The following is a 16,081-nucleotide window of genomic DNA, read 5'->3' as shown; positions in this document are numbered from 1 at the left end:
CTGGTCAGATAAAGGTCTCCACCGACACACCAAAGCGCTCGGCCAACCAGCGGATCTGGCGCAGGTTGAGCTGGCGCTTGCCGCTCAAGATCTCGGAGACTACCGACTGGCTGCCTACGCCGGGCAGCTCGCTTTGGCTCAGGCCATGTTCGCGCATCAGGTAACGAAGGACGTCTACGCCACTGGCTACGGGCATCGGGCGATGCTTGTGGTCCCATTCCTCAATCCAGTCGCCGATGATATCCACCAGACTCATCAGAGGATGTGACTCATCCTCACCGGTCATCTCGAGCAATTCATCGAGCGCCTGGACCAGCGCGTCGTAGTCGTCTTCGTTTTTTGGTTTGCGCAGTACCGGCGACACAAACTGCCAATGCTCAGCAGCTTTTTTGATCAGTACACTCATTGTCTCTTCTCCTTCCATTTACCCCGTTCATACTCGCGGTGATCCAACACGTGTTTGATGTACAGCTTCTGTGGCTGATACCTCACGACAGCAATCAATCGCAGTTTATTTCCTCCAATGTCGAACACATGAAACTCACCAACCTTATCGGTTGCAGGAAACAGCGATTTCATTGCGGCAAAATCACCGGGTTTGTTTCGCTTGATCAATCGATACCATTCATCGAGCGCACTCGCAGCCTTTGGCCATTTTTCCTTGGATTCCCAGATTCGTTTTTCCGCGAACACATGCATGCAATCTCCTTATCGCAATTTGCTATAGTGAGTTAATCACAGATCGCCAATATCGCAAGTTGCGATATTGGCAAGCAGACGAATGGTGAAGTCAGTGTTCTCTGAGCCTAGACAGGCTGCGCCACTTCCCTCGATTGAAAACATGAGCAAACGTCTCCAAATAGGAAGGATCGGCTTCTTAACAGGACCCCTCTCATGACCGATCCAATGCTCATCCCCTGCCCCCACTGTAATGGCCTTAACCGCATTCCCGCCGAACGAATCGACGACCATCCAAAATGCGGCCGGTGCAAGGCCGAGGTCCTGTTGGCCAAACCGTTCGAATTGAAGCAAAGCGATTACGCCAGTCAGATCAAGGGAGACCTGCCGTTGCTGGTGGATGTGTGGGCGGACTGGTGCGGGCCGTGCAAGTCGTTTGCCCCGGTGTTCGAGCAGGCCGCCAGCCAGTTGGCAGGCAAGTGTCGGTTGGCGAAACTGGATAGCGAGGCGAATCAGCAGTTGTCGGCGCAGTTGGGGATTCGCTCGATCCCGAGCCTGATTCTGTTCAAGAACGGCCGGGAAGTGGCGCGCCAGAGCGGGGCCTTCCCGTTACCGCAGTTGATGAGCTGGTTGCGTAGCCAGGGGATCTGACCACACTGTCATAGCCACCGAGAACCAATTGTGGGAGCGGGCTTGCTCGCGAATACGGTTTATCAGTCGACATCTATGGTGACTGACACACCGTATTCGCGAGCAAGCCCGCTCCCACATGGGTCATCAGGTGTTTTCGAGAAGGTTGTGCAAATCGACGAACTGCTGGGTCAGCTTGTGCCGCGGATCGAGATGGATCAGCGGCGTGTTGGCCTGATGCGACTCACGCATGCGCACCGAACTGCCCAGATACACCGGCAGCACCGGCAACCCCTCGGCAATCAGTTCGTCGAGCATTTGCTGGGGCAGGCTGGCACGGGCCTGGAACTGGTTGACGACTATGCCTTCGACTTCCAGCCCTTCATTGTGGTCATCCTTCAATTCTTCGATCTCCGCCAGCAGGCCGTACAGCGCCTGACGCGAGAAACTGTCGCAATCGAAGGGGATCAGCACGCGATCAGCGGCGATCAATGCCGAAACGGCATAAAAATTCAAAGCTGGCGGCGTATCGAGATAGATGCGGTCGTAGTCGCCGTCCAGTTCCTCGAGCAATTTACGCAGCTTGTTGATCTTGTGCTTGGCCTCAAGCTTGGGCTGCAAGTCAGCCAACTCGGCCGTGGCAGTGATGACGTGGAGGTTGTCGAACGGGGTTTCGTAGATATCGACCTGGCTTTTTTTCGAGAACGGCCCGGAAGACAGCGTCTGCTTGAAGAAATCGGCAATGCCCATCGGAATGTCATTGCCGGTGAGCCCTGTCAGGTACTGAGTGGAGTTGGCCTGGGCATCGAGATCCACCAATAAGGTGCGATAACCCTCGCTGGCGCTGACCGCCGCCAGATTGCAGGCAATGCTCGATTTGCCTACGCCACCTTTCTGATTGAACACCACGCGCCGCATGTCAAAACCTCCGTGTATCAAAGAATGACGAGTGTAGTAGTCCACGGCGCTGCTTAGCTACCTCGCCGGTAAAGGGACTACACAGTCAGGTGCGATCTCTTGATGAAAAAGCGGCGAAGTCATGCACTGATCGCAAAATGAGCCGACAGACATGACAGACGCACTATGGATAATGGCCATACGAAGCTCGATGCGCACCAACCGGTCCGTTTGTTGAGCAAAATGTAACCAGCATTTGCTACGGGCTCGCCGCACCGCGATAATGCGCGCCACTCGGCGTAATGCGCCACGGTAGCGTCTGTCGCTGTTTTTGCGATTCACCGCGTCAAGGAAGCCCGCAGGGGCGGGATGAATGTCTGTGATTAACTTCAACATCGCCCAATGGCGCGCGTGGGCCCCTGGGCTCGAAAGCGTGGACGATTGGCAGGCCTGGTGCCGACAACCGGTCGTGCTCCCGGGCAGCGATGCCGCCCCCGACGTCTCTTTTCTACCGGCCATGCAGCGCCGGCGACTCAGCCGCCTGGCGCGGATGGCATTCAGTGTTGGCTGGCCATTGGCAGAGGGGCGTCAGGACTTGCCGTTGGTCTTTATTTCCCGCCACGGCGAAACCCCGCGCACCTTTGAAATCCTCAGCGAACTGGCGGCCGATCAACCGCTGTCCCCTACCCAGTTCAGCCTGTCGGTGCACAACGCGGTGATCGGCCTGTGGTCGATCATGCGTGGCGAAACCAGTGAGATGACCGCCCTTGCGGCAGCCGGAGACGGCCTTGAACACGGCATGCTAGAGGCCGCGGCATTGCTTGCCGAAGGTGCGACGGCAGTCCTGCTGGTGGTTACCGAAGAGCAGCCACCCCAAGCCTATTCCACCTGGATCGACGATGTGCCGTTCCCTTACGCGGTCGGCCTGCTGATTACTCCGGGCAATGACTGGCAGCTGTCCCTGAACAGCAACCCGGATGCGTTGTCCAAAGCCCACTGGCCCCATGCCCTTGATCTCTTGCGTACCCTGCTCGGCCAGCAGACTACCTGCCAACATGCCTGGAAAAATCGTGTATGGACCTGGCAACGCAACCTGTAACAGATAAAAACCGCGACGCCTATTACTGGCGCCTGCTGGCTACCGCTGCAAGCTTCACCCTGTTCGGGTTGGGCGGGGTGTGCCTGCGCCTGGTGGTTTTTCCACTGCTGAGCTGCCTGCCCGGCGATGCCCGCAAGCATCGGCTGCGGGCCCGGCAAACTGTCAGTAGATGTTTCTGGTTTTTCGTCCGTTTCATGGCCCGCGCCGGCGTGCTGACCTACGACATCCAGGGTGCTGAAAAGCTCGGTCGACCCGGGCAGATGATCATCGCCAACCACCCGTCGCTGATCGACGTCGTGTTCCTGATCGGCCTGGTGCGCCATGCCAATTGCGTGGTCAAGCAAAGCCTGTGGGAGAACCCCTTTACCCGCGATCCGCTGCGCCGCACTGAATACATCAGCAACGATGGCAGTATGGACATGCTCGATGCGGCGGCGGATGCGCTGAAAAGCGGCCAGACCCTGATCATTTTCCCCGAAGGCACGCGCACCCGGCCAGGCCATGCGCCGGCCTTTCATCGGGGTGCGGCGGCGATCGCATTGCGCGGTGCGAAAATCCTCACCCCGGTGATCATCAAGGTCAACCCCACCACATTGACCAAGGCCGAGCCTTGGTATCGGATCCCCAAACGCCGCGTGCACTTCAGTTTCCGTGTCGGGGCCGATATAGACCCACAAGCCTTCGCTGCGCTGGGCCCTGCTCCTCAGGCGTCGCGCAAGCTCAACGATTATCTGCACCATTACTTTATCAAGGAGCTCGCCGAAGATGAGCGAACTACACACTCTTAGTCTCAAGCAGGAAATCAAAGAACTGATCATCGACGCCTTGGGCCTTGAAGATATCAGCGTCGACGACATTGGCGATGACCAGACGCTGTTTGGCGAAGGCCTGGGCCTGGATTCGGTCGACGCCCTGGAACTAGGCCTGGCGATCCAGAAAAAGTACGGCATCAAGATCGACGCCGACGCCAAGGACACGCGCAATCACTTCAGCAATGTGGCGAGCCTTGCGGCGTTCGTCACCGCAAAACAGGCAGCTTGAGACCGGACCATGCAAACTCGTGAAGCAATTTTCAACACCCTGCGCGATGCCATGGTCGAACTCTTCGAGTTGGACCCTGAGCGTGTGAGCCTCGAATCAAACCTGTACCAGGACCTGGAAATCGACAGCATCGACGCAGTCGACCTGATCGATCACATCAAACGCCAGACCGGCAAGAAAATCGCCGCCGAAGAATTCAAGTCAGTGCGTACCGTCAGCGACGTGGTCGAGGCGGTCTATCGTCTGGTTCACCCGGCCGCATGAGTCGATTGATCGGCCTTGGCCTGCTGCTGGCGGGCCTGCTGTACCCCTTTGCGGTGTATTTCGGCATGGAGCATTTCGCCCCGTGGCAGTTCGGCCTGCTGCTGGGCAGCCTGTGGCTGGCCCGGGCCCTGCTCGGTGCGCGCAAGCCCGGCAGCCTGTGGATGGCGATGGGCGCGATCGCTTTCTGTCTGCTACTGGCTCTGTCGGACAGCCCGCTGTTGCTGCGCTGGTACCCGGTACTGATCAGCGCGTTCATGCTCGCGCTGTTTGGGCTGAGCCTGAAATACGGCCCGCCGATGGTCGAACGGCTGGCGCGACTGCGTGAACCGCAGCTGCCGGCGAAGGCGATTGTTTATACCCGCCAGGTGACCATCGTCTGGTGTGTGTTCTTCCTCTGTAACGGTTTGCTCGCCGCCGCCCTGACACTCTGGGCGCCGCTGAAGTGGTGGATGTTGTATACCGGTTTGATCTCCTACGGATTGATGGGCCTGCTGTTTGCCATTGAATGGCTCATGCGACAACGGGTACGAGGCCACCCATGAATTGGACAAAACTTGAGCACCTGTTGCTCAAGGCTCAGCCGGCACGTGCCGTGACGGCAGGGCCGGCGCTGAATCACGCGCAACTGTGCGAGCAGGCATTGAGCCTGGCCGCCAGCCTGCAGGCCCAGGGCGTGCAGCGCATTGCCGTGCACCTCGAAGATGCCGCCGACCTGGCGATTACCCTGCTCGGCGCCTGGCGTGCCGGGGTCAGCGTGCTGCTGCCTGCCGACTTGCAAGCCCGGACTCGCCAGCGCTGGTCGAGGGAAGTCGATCTGTGGCTGACCGATCAGGTCGACGACGCACACCCGAGAGATTATCGGCATTCGCCACTGAGCGCTGCCACGCTGGATCTGGATCGCTGCCAGCTGAGCTTGTGCACGTCCGGTTCCAGCGGCGAACCCAAGCGCATCGACAAAAGCCTGCGCCAGCTGGCCAATGAAGTCGAAGCGCTGGAGCATCTGTGGGGCGCCGATCTGGGTCAGGCCTGCATCATCGGCAGCGTTGCCATCCAGCACATCTACGGTCTGCTGTTCCGGGTGTTGTGGCCTTTGTGCGCCGGGCGCCCGTTCATGCGCAGGCAACTGGCTTTTCCGGAAGATTTGCAGCGCGCCAGCCGCGAACACCCGGTATTTGCCTGGGTCGCCAGCCCGGCGCTGCTCAAGCGCATGAGCGACAATCTCGACTGGCCGGCCTTGAGTGCCGTTCGGCGAGTGTTTTCCTCCGGTGGTGCGCTGCCGGTCGAGGCCGCTCACAGCTTGCACAAACGCTTGAACCAATGGCCAACGGAAATCTTCGGCAGTTCGGAAACCGGGGGTATTGCCTGGCGGCAGGGACACGATCTCTGGCAGCCCTTTGCCGGCATCGAGTTGAGCCAGGACAGTGACGGCGCGCTGCTCATTGCCTCGCCCTACTTGCCGCCCGGTCATGTCGAACACACCGCGGATGCCGCGCGAATCGCCGCCGATGGCCGCTTCGAGTTGCTCGGGCGACTGGACCGGATCGTCAAACTGGAAGAAAAACGTATCTCGCTGCCGATGCTGGAACAGGCGTTGATGGAACACGAGTGGGTTGCCGAAGCGCGCCTCGGCGTGGTTCAGGAAAACCGCGCCTCCCTGGGTGCACTGCTGGTGCTCAGCGAACAGGGTCTGCATGCCTTGCGCAATCAGGGCCGGCGTACGCTCACGCACGAACTGCGACAGCACCTGAGCCAGCATTGCGAAGCGCTTGCGCTGCCACGCCGCTGGCGCCTGCTGCGGCAACTGCCGCTGAGCGCCCAAGGCAAACTGCCCCAGGCCGACGTTGAAGCCCTGCTGCTGGCGCCGCGTCCAAAGGAGCCAGAAGTGCTGGAACAGGTCGAAGTCGATGGCGAGTGGAGCCTGCAACTGGCGGTGCCACCGGACCTCGCCTACTTCAGTGGCCATTTCCCCCGGGCGCCGGTATTGCCGGGCGTGGTGCAGGTGGAGTGGGCACTTATGCTGGGCCAGCAATTGATGGCGCTGCCGGCAAAATTCGCCGGCATGGAAGTGCTGAAGTTCCAGCAATTGGTGCGCCCGGGGGATGAAGTCCAACTGCACCTGCGCTTTGACCCGGTACGCGGCAAGCTGTATTTCGCTTATCGCAATGAAACCGCTACCTGTTCCAGTGGGCGGATATTGCTGGAGGCTTCAGGCGATGTGTAACCTTGGTGAGTGCTGCGCACTCATTCGCGAGCAAGTCGAATCGTCGCACCGCCGCTCCCACACTGGATCTGCGCCATACGGCAATCCCCTGTGGGAGCGGGCTTGCTCGCGAATAAGACACCTCGGTCCTTGGGGTGTACGCCAACATGCATAACCCCTGCGCCGTCATCCCGGTCTACAACCACGAAACCGCCATCACCACGGTGGTCGATGCCGTGCTCGCCAGCGGCTTGCCGTGCCTTCTGGTGGACGACGCCAGCGATCAACCCTGCGCAAAAGTGCTCGATCGACTGGCCCGGCGCGACAAGGTGTTCCTGATCCGACTGGCCTCCAACCAGGGCAAGGGCGCCGCCGTCATGACCGGTTTGCGCGAAGCTTCGCGCCTGGGTTTCAGTCATGCCTTGCAGGTAGATGCCGACGGCCAGCACGACCTGCAGGACGTCGCGACCTTCATCGAACAATCGCGCATCCATCCCGAGGCGGTGATCTGCGGTTATCCGAAGTACGATGCCAGCGTACCCAAAGCTCGCTTGTACGCCCGCTACCTGACTCACGTCATGGTCTGGATCAACACCTTGTCCTTGCAGGTCCGCGATTCCATGTGCGGCTTTCGCGTCTATCCGTTGCCGCCGACCCTGGCACTGATCGACACCGCGAAGATCGGCAAGCGCATGGACTTCGACTCGGACATTCTGGTACGCCTGGCCTGGCGCAATCTGCCGATGCAGTGGCTGCAAACCAGGGTTCACTACCCGCTGGACGGCGTCTCGCATTTCCGCATGTTCCGCGACAACGTGCTGATCACGAGCATGCACACCCGCCTGTTCTTCGGCATGTTAGTGCGGGCCCCGATGATCCTCTGGCAGCGGTGGCGGGCATGAGCGCAGACCGGCGACACTGGGCCGACCGCCAGGAACGCGGCAGTTTCTGGTTGATGAAGCTCACGGCGTTCGGCGCCAAAGTGCTTGGCCGTCGACTGTTGAGCCCGTTGTTGTACGGCATCGTCCTGTACTTTTTCCTGTTCGGTCGCAGCGCCCGCCATAGTGCCTGGCAATACCAGCAACGGCTCGCCGACTGGAGCGGTCGCACTGAATTGCGCCCGACCCATTGGCGGGTGTTTGGCCAGTTCATGGCTTTTGCCGATTCCATGCTCGACAAGCTCGATGTGTGGAATGGCAAGCTGAGCATCGAGCAGATCGAAATCATCGACCCGGCGCTGCTGCGCAATCAATTGCGCGGCACACGCGGGCAGATGCTGGTGGGTGCGCACCTGGGCAACCTCGAGGTCTGCCGCGCACTGGCGGAGATCGGCGAGAAGGTCACCATGAACGTACTGGTGCACACCAAGCACGCCGAACAATTCAATCGTCTGCTGGGTGAAGCGGGCGCGACCAACCTGCGGTTGATCCAGGTCAGTGAGCTCGACCCGGTCATCATGTTGCAACTGCATGAGCGCCTGGAGCGCGGCGAATGGCTGGCGATTGCCGGCGATCGCGTGCCGCTGCACGGCGGGCGGAGCGTGACCGTGGATTTTCTCGGCCATCAAGCCGCCTTCCCCCAGGGCCCGTGGTTATTGGCCGGTTTGCTCAAATGCCCGATCAATCTGCTGATGTGCCTGAAGAAGCCGACGGGCCAATATCGAGTCACCCTCGAACCGTTTACCGAGGCCGTGGTGTGGAAGCGCAGCGACCGCGAGCAGGTCATTCATCAGTGGGCGACCCGCTACGCCGAACGCCTGAGTCACTATTGCCTGCAAGCGCCCCAACAATGGTTCAACTTTTACCCTTTCTGGAAGACCGATGACGACGCCAACGCTTGAGCCGGTAACCTTCGGCGAACTCCCTCTGCGCATCGAAGACGTGCTGGCCCTGGCCAACCGTCAGGTGCCGACGCAGTTGCAAAGCGACCCCACGTACCGTGAGCGTATCGCCAAGGGTGCGCGATTCCTCGACTCCCTGCTGGACAAGGAAGGGGTGATCTATGGCGTGACCACCGGTTACGGCGACTCTTGCGTGGTCGCGGTGCCCTTGCATCACGTCGAGGCGCTGCCCCGTCACCTGTACACCTTCCACGGTTGCGGCCTGGGCAAACTGCTCGACGCCCAGGCCACCCGCGCGGTGCTGGCGGCGCGTTTGCAGTCGTTGTGCCACGGGGTCTCCGGGGTGCGCGTGGAACTGCTGGAGCGCCTGCAGGCCTTCCTCGAACACGACATCCTGCCGCTGATCCCGGAAGAAGGCTCGGTGGGTGCCAGCGGTGATCTGACGCCGCTGTCCTATGTCGCTGCGACCTTGTCCGGCGAGCGTGAAGTGATGTTCCGCGGCGAACGCCGACAAGCCGCCGACGTGCACCGCGAACTCGGTTGGCAACCGCTGGTACTGCGCCCGAAAGAAGCCCTGGCACTGATGAACGGCACCGCGGTCATGACCGGTCTAGCGTGCCTGGCCTTTGCCCGCGCCGATTACCTGCTGCAATTGGCGACCCGCATCACCGCGCTGAACGTGGTCGCGCTGCAAGGCAACCCGGAGCATTTCGACGAGCGCCTGTTCGCCGCCAAACCGCATCCGGGGCAGATGCAAGTCGCCGCCTGGCTGCGCAAGGACCTGGCGATCGACGCGCCGACCGCGCCCTTGCATCGCCTGCAAGACCGTTATTCCCTGCGTTGCGCGCCCCACGTCCTCGGCGTATTGGCGGACAGCCTGAACTGGCTGCGCTCGTTCATCGAGATCGAGCTCAACAGCGCCAACGACAACCCGATCATCGACGCCGAAGCCGAACGCGTGCTGCACGGCGGGCACTTCTATGGCGGCCACATCGCATTCGCCATGGACAGCCTGAAGAACCTGGTGGCCAACGTCGCCGACCTGCTCGACCGCCAGCTCGCGCTGCTGGTGGACGAGCGTTACAACCATGGTCTGCCAAGCAACCTGTCCGGCGCCACGGCTGATCGGGCAATGCTCAACCACGGCTTCAAGGCGGTGCAGATCGGCACCAGCGCCTGGACGGCCGAAGCGCTGAAAAACACCATGCCGGCCAGCGTCTTTTCGCGCTCCACCGAATGCCACAACCAGGACAAGGTCAGCATGGGCACCATCGCCGCCCGGGACGCGATCCGCGTGCTGGAGCTGACCGAACAGGTCGCCGCCGCCACGCTGCTGGCCGCCAACCAGGGCGTCTGGCTGCGCAGCAAGGCCGAGGATGCACGCCCACTGCCGCCAGCACTCGCCGCCATGCACGAAGCGCTGGCTGAAGATTTCCCGCCGGTCATCGAAGACCGTGCCCTGGAAGGCGAATTGCGCCTGTGCCTGCAACGTATCGCCGAACAACACTGGAGGCTGCATGCGTAGCAAGGGAGTGCTTCATGCCGATACGGAAATCCTCGTGCCGTTCTTTGACGTCGACACCATGAACGTCGTCTGGCACGGCCATTACGTCAAATACCTGGAAGTTGCCCGCTGTGCGCTGCTGGACAAGATCGGCCACAACTACGACGCCATGGTTGCCTCGGGTTACGCCTGGCCGGTGATCGACTTGCAGCTGCGCTATGTGCGCGGTGCCGTGTTCGGTCAAAAGCTGAATGTGCGGGCCAATCTGGTGGAGTGGGAGAACCGCCTGAAGATCAGCTACCTGATCAGCGATCTGCACACCGGCGAACGCCTGACCCGCGCCAGTTCCGTGCAGGTTGCCGTCGACATGGGCAGTCGCGAAATGCAATTGGCCTCGCCCAAGGTCTTCACCGACGCCGTAGAGAGGGCCCTGCCATGATTTACTGCCACCGCCGCCCTCCTGTGGGAGCGGGCTTGTCGGATCGCCGCACCGTCGCGAAGGTCGTTAACGATGACGCTAGGCACCTGACACTCCGCAGCGCTCTCAGGTTTTTCGCGAGCAAGCTCGCTCCTGCAGTATTTTGCGTGTTACTGGGTATTCCCGGGTTGGCCAACGCCTTCGATCTGCAACAGCTCAGCGACCAATTGGCCAAGCCTGATGTGATCCACGGCCACTTCATCCAGGAAAAACACCTGCGTGCTTTGCCCCAGCCGCTGACCAGCAAGGGCAGCTTTGTCCTGGCAAAAAATCAGGGCCTGCTGTGGTTGCTGAAAACACCGCTGCAGCAGGATTACCGCATCAGCGCCAAGGGCATTGCCCGGCGTGACGCCAGCGGCTGGCAAATGCTGCCCGGCAAGAGTGCCGGCGCCGAGCAGAACCGTTTGTTCCTCGCCGTGCTGCAAGGTGACAGCAGCGGCCTGCAACGGGACTTCGAGCTGTCCCTGGGCGGCGACGCACAGAACTGGACACTGACCCTGGTGCCGCGCTCGATGCTACTCAAGCAGGTGTTCAATCAAATCAACATCACCGGCGGCGAACTGGTGCACAGCATCCAGCTGCTGGAAACCCAGGGTGACAGCACGTATTTGCGCATGTTGGACAGCACCGGTACCCAACCGTTGAGCGATGCGGAGCAACATGACTTTGCCGAGTGAACGGAGGCTGCCGTGGCTGTTCCTGATCCTGCTGCTGGCAGTGCTCGCGCTCGCCGGGTGGCAATGGCGCGACGGCGCACCGCTGTCGGCCAACCTGATGGAACTGGTGCCGGGCACGGCGCCGGATGCGCTGGAACTGCGCGCCGAACAACGCATGCAAGAACCGCTGAACCGCGAAATGCTGGTGCTGGTCGGCCACAAGGATCGCCCGCAAGCCATCGCCATGGCGCAGACGCTGGGTGAGCAGTGGCAGGCCAGCGGCTTGTTCGAAAAGGTCCAGTGGAACCTGCAAGCGGACTTGCCGGCGTTGCGCACGCAATTGCTGCAAGGTCGCCTGGCGATGCTCTCGGCGACGGATCGGCAACAGCTGATCGAGCACCCCGACGCGTTTATCCAGCAACGGGTCCAGGCGCTGTTCGACCCCTTCACCGGCTTCAGCCTGGTGCCGAGCCAGGATGACTGGCTGGGCCTGACCGGGCGCATCCAGAACAGCCAGCCGCAACAGGGTTCGGTGCAACTGGACATCGGCAGCGGTGCGCTGGTCGCCGATGCCGACGGCAAGAGCTGGGTGCTGCTGCGGGCGCGGACCACCGGCAATGCCTTCGACATGAACCTGCCGCTGCAAGTGGCCGATCTTCTCCAGCAGGGCCGGGAACAAGCCGCCCGGGCCGACGTGCAACTGCTGGCCGCCAGTGGCTTGCTCTACGCCGCCAGCGGTCAACGGCAAGCCACCCGGGAAATGACCTGGGTCGGCGGCGGCGCCACGGCGGGCATTCTGTTGCTGCTGTTGCTGGCCTTCCGGCGCTGGCGAGTGTTGCTGGCGTTTGTGCCGGTCCTGGTGGGCATGCTGTTCGGTGCGGTGGCCTGCGTGGCGATGTTCGGGCACATGCACGTGATGACCCTGGTGCTCGGCTCCAGCCTGATCGGCGTCGCTGTCGATTACCCGCTGCATTACCTGTCCAAGAGCTGGAGCCTGAAACCCTGGCACAGCTGGCCGGCGTTGCGCCTGACCCTGCCGGGACTGACGCTGAGCCTGATCACCAGCTGTATCGGTTACCTGGCCCTGGCCTGGACGCCGTTCCCGGCACTGACGCAAATTGCCGTGTTCTCCGCCGCCGGGCTGGTGGGTGCCTATCTGTGCGCCGTGTGCCTGTTGCCGGCGCTGCTCAAAGGCGTCGAGCTGCGTCCGGCGCAATGGCCACTGCGAGTCGCCGAATTTTTGCTGGATCGCCGTGAAGCGCTGCTGAACATTGCGCGCACCCCGGTGTTGCTGGCGCTGCTGATAGCGTTTTGTGTGGGCGGACTGTTGCAGCTCGAGGCCCGCAACGATATTCGCCAGTGGGTCGGCGCACCGCAACAATTGACCGACGAAGCCCAGACCATTGCGCGCATCACCGGTTATCAACCCACCAGCCAGTTCTTCCTGGTGCGCGCCGCCAATCAACAGCAACTGCTCGAACGCCAGACGGCGTTGAGCGAGCGGCTGGATCAGTTGGTCAATCTGGAAAAACTCCAGGGTTATCTGTCACTCAATCAACTGGTCAGCCAGCCGAGCGAACAGCTGCGGGTACGTGAGGCGCTGAACAAGCTGCCGCAGTTTTGGCAACCGCTGCTCGAGCTCGGCGTGCCGGCCGCCGCGCTGCAAGCCGAACTGGCAAGGTTGCAGGCGCTGCCGATCGAAGACATCGACGCGGCGCTGGTCGGTCCTTTGGCCGAACCTTATCGCGCCTTGTGGCTAGGCCCCATCGATGATGGCGTAGCGGCGCTGGTCAGCCTGCAAGGCCTGAACAACACTTCCTTGTTGCGGGTCCAGGCCATGGATTTGCCCGGCGTGGAACTGGTGGATCGCCTTGGCGAATTGAACGAGGTCTTCGCCGATACCCAGGTCAGTGCCGCTGAACTGAAACTCGCCTCCTGTGTGTTGATCGTGCTGCTACTGATCCTGCCGTTCGGCCTGGGTGGCGCGCTGCGCATCGTCGCCCTGCCACTGCTGGCGGCGCTGTGCAGTCTGGCCAGTCTCGGCTGGCTCGGGCAGCCGTTGACGCTGTTCAGCCTGTTCGGCCTGCTGCTGGTCACGGCCATCAGCGTCGACTACGCGATCCTGATGCGCGAACAGGTCGGCGGCGTCGCCGTGAGCCTGTTGGGCACCCTGCTCGCGGCGGTGACCACCTGGCTGTCGTTCGGGCTGCTGGCGGTGTCCAGTACGCCGGCGGTGAGTAATTTCGGTCTGTCGGTGAGCCTCGGCCTGGCCTTCAGCTTCCTCCTCGCACCCTGGGCCGGACGACAAGTCCATGCTGCCGCGGTCACGGAGCCGGCAGCATGATGGTCGTCCTGTTCTGGCTCATGGCCCTGGGACTGTTCGCCGTGGCCACCCGTGTCGGTCGTCACTTCGGCGTGATCCCGATCGTCAGCCAGTTGCTGCTGGCAACCTTCGGTCTGCCGGCGCTGATGTACTTCTGGATCGAACCCCAGTGGCTACTGAACGGTGCCGCACTGGTGGCGCCGGCCTGGCTGAAAAATCTCTACAGCCTGAGCTTTGCCTTGCTCCTGGGGCATATTCTCAGCGACGTGATCGACCTGCGACTCGACCGCCAGAGCCTGAAAATCGCCCTGCCGAGCTTCTGCATTCCATTCGCCTGCGGGCTCGGGACAGCGGTCTGGCTGTTACCGCCGCAACCCTGGATCAGTTCCCTGGCGGTCGGCCTGCTGTTCGCCATCACCGCCATTCCGGTGTTGTATCTGTACCTGCGGCACATCCAATACCCGCCGGCCGCCACCCGGCGACTGGTACAGACCGCCATCCTCATCGACCTCACCTGCTGGACGCTGTTCGCCATCGCCCAGGGCAGCCTGCACCTGAGCAGCCTGCTGGTGCCGCTGGCCGCGGCCTGCCTGCCGCTACTGTTGCGCCTGCTGCGGCTGCGCCAACCGTTGTTGCATAGCGTCTGCTTCTTCGCGCTATTGGTCGTGGCGGAACACTTCAAGCTCAATGCCCTGATTTTCGGCATTGGCTATCTGTTATGCATGGCCGTGCTCAAGGTGCCGCTGGTGCTGCCATTACCGGTGATCTGGCTGAGTCACGTGCAGACCTATATCGCGATCCCGCTGATCCTCACCTTCGGCATCGTGCAGATCAACGTCCACGCAGCCATGGCCAGCCTCGGCTGGGTGCAACTGAGCGCCCTGTTGCTGTTGCCGATTGCCAGCAAACTGCTGGGCAACTGGCTGGGCCTCGGCTGGGCCGGCGCCTCGTTCGAAGGCGCCAGTCGCTGGCGGGAAAGTATCCTGCTCAATATTCGTGGCTTGAGTGAGATCGTCTTTCTCAACCTGCTGCTGCAACAACAGCTCATCAGCCCGGTGCTGTATTTTGCGCTGATGGTGATGGGCCTGATCGCCACACTGCTGCCGGCACTTGCCGGCATGCACCGAACCCGCTTGAACATCGCCGTCCCGGCAAGGAGCTCCAGTGCCAACAGTTGAAATGGAACGTCGCCAGGTTGTGGTGATTGGCGCGGGGCCCTCGGGCGCCATCGCCGCCGCGCTGCTCAAGCGCAAAGGCCACGACGTGCTGATGATCGAACGCCAGCATTTCCCAAGGTTTTCCATCGGTGAAAGCCTGCTGTCCCACTGCCTGGATTTCGTCGAGGAAGCCGGCATGCTCGAGGCGGTGAACGCCGCCGGGTTCCAGCTGAAAAACGGCGCCGCATTCGCCTGGGGCGAGCACTACAGCGCCTTCGATTTCGGTGACACCTTCGGCAACGGCAAGCCGACCACCTTTCAGGTCCAGCGCGCCGACTTCGACAAGCTGCTGGCCGATCAGGCGGAACTCCAGGGCGTGGAAGTGCGCTATGGCGAAGCGATCATCAGTGCCGATTTCACCTTGGCCAAACCGCAACTCGAGGTGCATCGCGAAGACGGCCGCCAGTACCGCGTCGAGGCCGATTTCGTGCTCGATGCCAGCGGCTACGGTCGCGTGCTGCCGCGCTTGCTCGATCTTGAGGCGCCGTCGAATTTCCCGGTGCGCCAGGCGGTGTTCACCCACGTCGAAGACCATATCGACCACCCGGCTTTCGAGCGGGAAAAAATCCTCATCACCACCCATCCGACCCATCGCGACATCTGGTTCTGGACCATTCCGTTCAGCAATGGCCGTTGTTCGGTAGGCGTGGTGGCGGCAGCCGAACATTTCGCAGGCCGTACCGAGAACCTCGACGACTGCCTGCGCGGGTTCATCGCTGAAACGCCAAGCCTGTCCGGTGTGTTGACCAACGCCGTGTGGGATACCCCTGCGCGAACCATCGGCGGCTATTCGGCCAACGTCAAAACCCTCCACGGACCCGGTTTTGCGCTGCTGGGCAATGCAGCGGAATTCCTCGACCCGGTGTTCTCCTCTGGTGTGACCATCGCCATGCGCTCGGCAAGCATGGCCGCGGCGGTTCTGCACCGCCAGCTGCAAGGCGAAAGCGTCGATTGGCACACCGAATTCGCCGTACCGCTCAAGCGTGGCGTCGACACATTCCGTTGCTATGTCGAAGGCTGGTACGCCGGAACATTCCAGGATGTGATTTATCATGAGGGCGGCTCACCGGACATCCGCCGCATGATCAGCTCTATCCTCGCCGGTTATGCCTGGGACGAGCGCAATCCGTTCGTCGCCGAACCCAGGCGTCGGCTGCGAATGCTGTCGGAACTCTGTGCAAGGGATGCCACGTGAGTTACCTGAGCGACAACTACGTCGAAGAAACCCTGGTCGACGTGGTCGCGCGCGCCCCC

18 protein-coding genes are annotated in these 16,081 nt (G+C 61.6%); 15 read left to right on the top strand and 3 right to left on the bottom strand.

The annotated features are described in order from the left end of the window. Window positions 1–4: 4 nt before the first annotated feature. Complete coding sequence (locus F8N80_RS02270) at window positions 5–406, bottom strand: helix-turn-helix domain-containing protein (RefSeq protein ID WP_150783142.1); 402 nt, start codon at window positions 404–406, stop codon at window positions 5–7. After that, on the bottom strand, window positions 403–699 hold the full coding sequence (locus F8N80_RS02265) for a type II toxin-antitoxin system HigB family toxin (RefSeq protein ID WP_150783141.1): 297 nt from the start codon (window positions 697–699) through the stop codon (window positions 403–405). Before F8N80_RS02265 ends, F8N80_RS02270 begins: the two co-directional genes overlap by 4 nt. Before the next feature lie 195 nt (window positions 700–894). Between F8N80_RS02265 and trxC the strand changes: the two genes are divergently transcribed. Then, the gene (gene trxC, locus F8N80_RS02260) at window positions 895–1,329 is read left to right on the top strand and encodes a thioredoxin TrxC (protein ID WP_150783140.1); all 435 of its coding nucleotides are present in this window, start codon (window positions 895–897) and stop codon (window positions 1,327–1,329) included. 126 nt (window positions 1,330–1,455) lie between these two features. On the opposite strand, the gene F8N80_RS02255 is transcribed toward trxC, so the two are convergent. Then, entirely contained in the window at window positions 1,456–2,226 is a 771-nt protein-coding gene (locus F8N80_RS02255) for a ParA family protein (RefSeq protein ID WP_150783139.1), read from the bottom strand. A gap of 352 nt (window positions 2,227–2,578) precedes the next feature. Between F8N80_RS02255 and F8N80_RS02250 the strand changes: the two genes are divergently transcribed. The 14 genes from F8N80_RS02250 (at window position 2,579) to F8N80_RS02185 (ending at window position 16,022) form a co-directional block, all read left to right on the top strand. Continuing rightward, a complete protein-coding gene (locus F8N80_RS02250; protein WP_150783138.1) occupies window positions 2,579–3,304 on the top strand; it encodes a beta-ketoacyl synthase chain length factor in 726 nt (241 codons plus the stop codon). Next, window positions 3,280–4,092, top strand: a complete 813-nt coding sequence (locus F8N80_RS02245; RefSeq protein WP_150783137.1) for a lysophospholipid acyltransferase family protein — start codon at window positions 3,280–3,282, stop codon at window positions 4,090–4,092. The genes F8N80_RS02250 and F8N80_RS02245 overlap by 25 nt, the downstream gene beginning before the upstream one ends. Beyond that, the gene (locus F8N80_RS02240) at window positions 4,070–4,345 is read left to right on the top strand and encodes a phosphopantetheine-binding protein (RefSeq protein WP_150783136.1); all 276 of its coding nucleotides are present in this window, start codon (window positions 4,070–4,072) and stop codon (window positions 4,343–4,345) included. The genes F8N80_RS02245 and F8N80_RS02240 overlap by 23 nt, the downstream gene beginning before the upstream one ends. Before the next feature lie 9 nt (window positions 4,346–4,354). After that, a complete protein-coding gene (locus F8N80_RS02235; RefSeq protein ID WP_150783135.1) occupies window positions 4,355–4,609 on the top strand; it encodes an acyl carrier protein in 255 nt (84 codons plus the stop codon). Next, window positions 4,606–5,151: a hypothetical protein gene (locus F8N80_RS02230; protein WP_150783134.1), complete on the top strand. Its 546-nt coding sequence runs from the start codon at window positions 4,606–4,608 to the stop codon at window positions 5,149–5,151. Before F8N80_RS02235 ends, F8N80_RS02230 begins: the two co-directional genes overlap by 4 nt. Continuing rightward, window positions 5,148–6,830 (top strand): acyl-CoA synthetase family protein, encoded by a 1,683-nt coding sequence (locus F8N80_RS02225; RefSeq protein ID WP_150783133.1) that lies wholly within the window; start codon window positions 5,148–5,150, stop codon window positions 6,828–6,830. Before F8N80_RS02230 ends, F8N80_RS02225 begins: the two co-directional genes overlap by 4 nt. Window positions 6,831–6,976: 146 nt before the next feature. Next, window positions 6,977–7,711 carry a glycosyltransferase family 2 protein gene (locus F8N80_RS02220; protein WP_150748123.1) on the top strand — a complete coding sequence of 245 codons (735 nt, stop codon included), beginning with the start codon at window positions 6,977–6,979 and terminating at the stop codon, window positions 7,709–7,711. Next, window positions 7,708–8,649, top strand: coding sequence for an LpxL/LpxP family acyltransferase (locus F8N80_RS02215; RefSeq protein ID WP_150748124.1), 942 nt, complete (start codon window positions 7,708–7,710; stop codon window positions 8,647–8,649). The genes F8N80_RS02220 and F8N80_RS02215 overlap by 4 nt, the downstream gene beginning before the upstream one ends. Beyond that, window positions 8,630–10,174, top strand: coding sequence for an HAL/PAL/TAL family ammonia-lyase (locus F8N80_RS02210; protein WP_150783132.1), 1,545 nt, complete (start codon window positions 8,630–8,632; stop codon window positions 10,172–10,174). Before F8N80_RS02215 ends, F8N80_RS02210 begins: the two co-directional genes overlap by 20 nt. After that, window positions 10,167–10,592, top strand: a complete 426-nt coding sequence (locus F8N80_RS02205; protein ID WP_150748126.1) for an acyl-CoA thioesterase — start codon at window positions 10,167–10,169, stop codon at window positions 10,590–10,592. Before F8N80_RS02210 ends, F8N80_RS02205 begins: the two co-directional genes overlap by 8 nt. Next, on the top strand, window positions 10,589–11,308 hold the full coding sequence (locus F8N80_RS02200) for an outer membrane lipoprotein carrier protein LolA (protein WP_150748127.1): 720 nt from the start codon (window positions 10,589–10,591) through the stop codon (window positions 11,306–11,308). Before F8N80_RS02205 ends, F8N80_RS02200 begins: the two co-directional genes overlap by 4 nt. Beyond that, on the top strand, window positions 11,292–13,631 hold the full coding sequence (locus F8N80_RS02195) for an MMPL family transporter (protein WP_150783131.1): 2,340 nt from the start codon (window positions 11,292–11,294) through the stop codon (window positions 13,629–13,631). The genes F8N80_RS02200 and F8N80_RS02195 overlap by 17 nt, the downstream gene beginning before the upstream one ends. Then, complete coding sequence (locus F8N80_RS02190) at window positions 13,628–14,788, top strand: sodium:proton antiporter (RefSeq protein ID WP_150748129.1); 1,161 nt, start codon at window positions 13,628–13,630, stop codon at window positions 14,786–14,788. The genes F8N80_RS02195 and F8N80_RS02190 overlap by 4 nt, the downstream gene beginning before the upstream one ends. Continuing rightward, complete coding sequence (locus F8N80_RS02185; protein ID WP_150748130.1) at window positions 14,775–16,022, top strand: NAD(P)/FAD-dependent oxidoreductase; 1,248 nt, start codon at window positions 14,775–14,777, stop codon at window positions 16,020–16,022. The genes F8N80_RS02190 and F8N80_RS02185 overlap by 14 nt, the downstream gene beginning before the upstream one ends. Window positions 16,023–16,081: the final 59 nt, after the last annotated feature.

This window comes from Pseudomonas fluorescens, from assembly GCF_902497995.1.
Classification (GTDB): domain Bacteria; phylum Pseudomonadota; class Gammaproteobacteria; order Pseudomonadales; family Pseudomonadaceae; genus Aquipseudomonas; species Aquipseudomonas fluorescens_BK.
The sequence above is the reverse complement of the archived record's forward strand: the minus strand, read 5'-3'. Positions and strand labels throughout refer to the sequence as shown.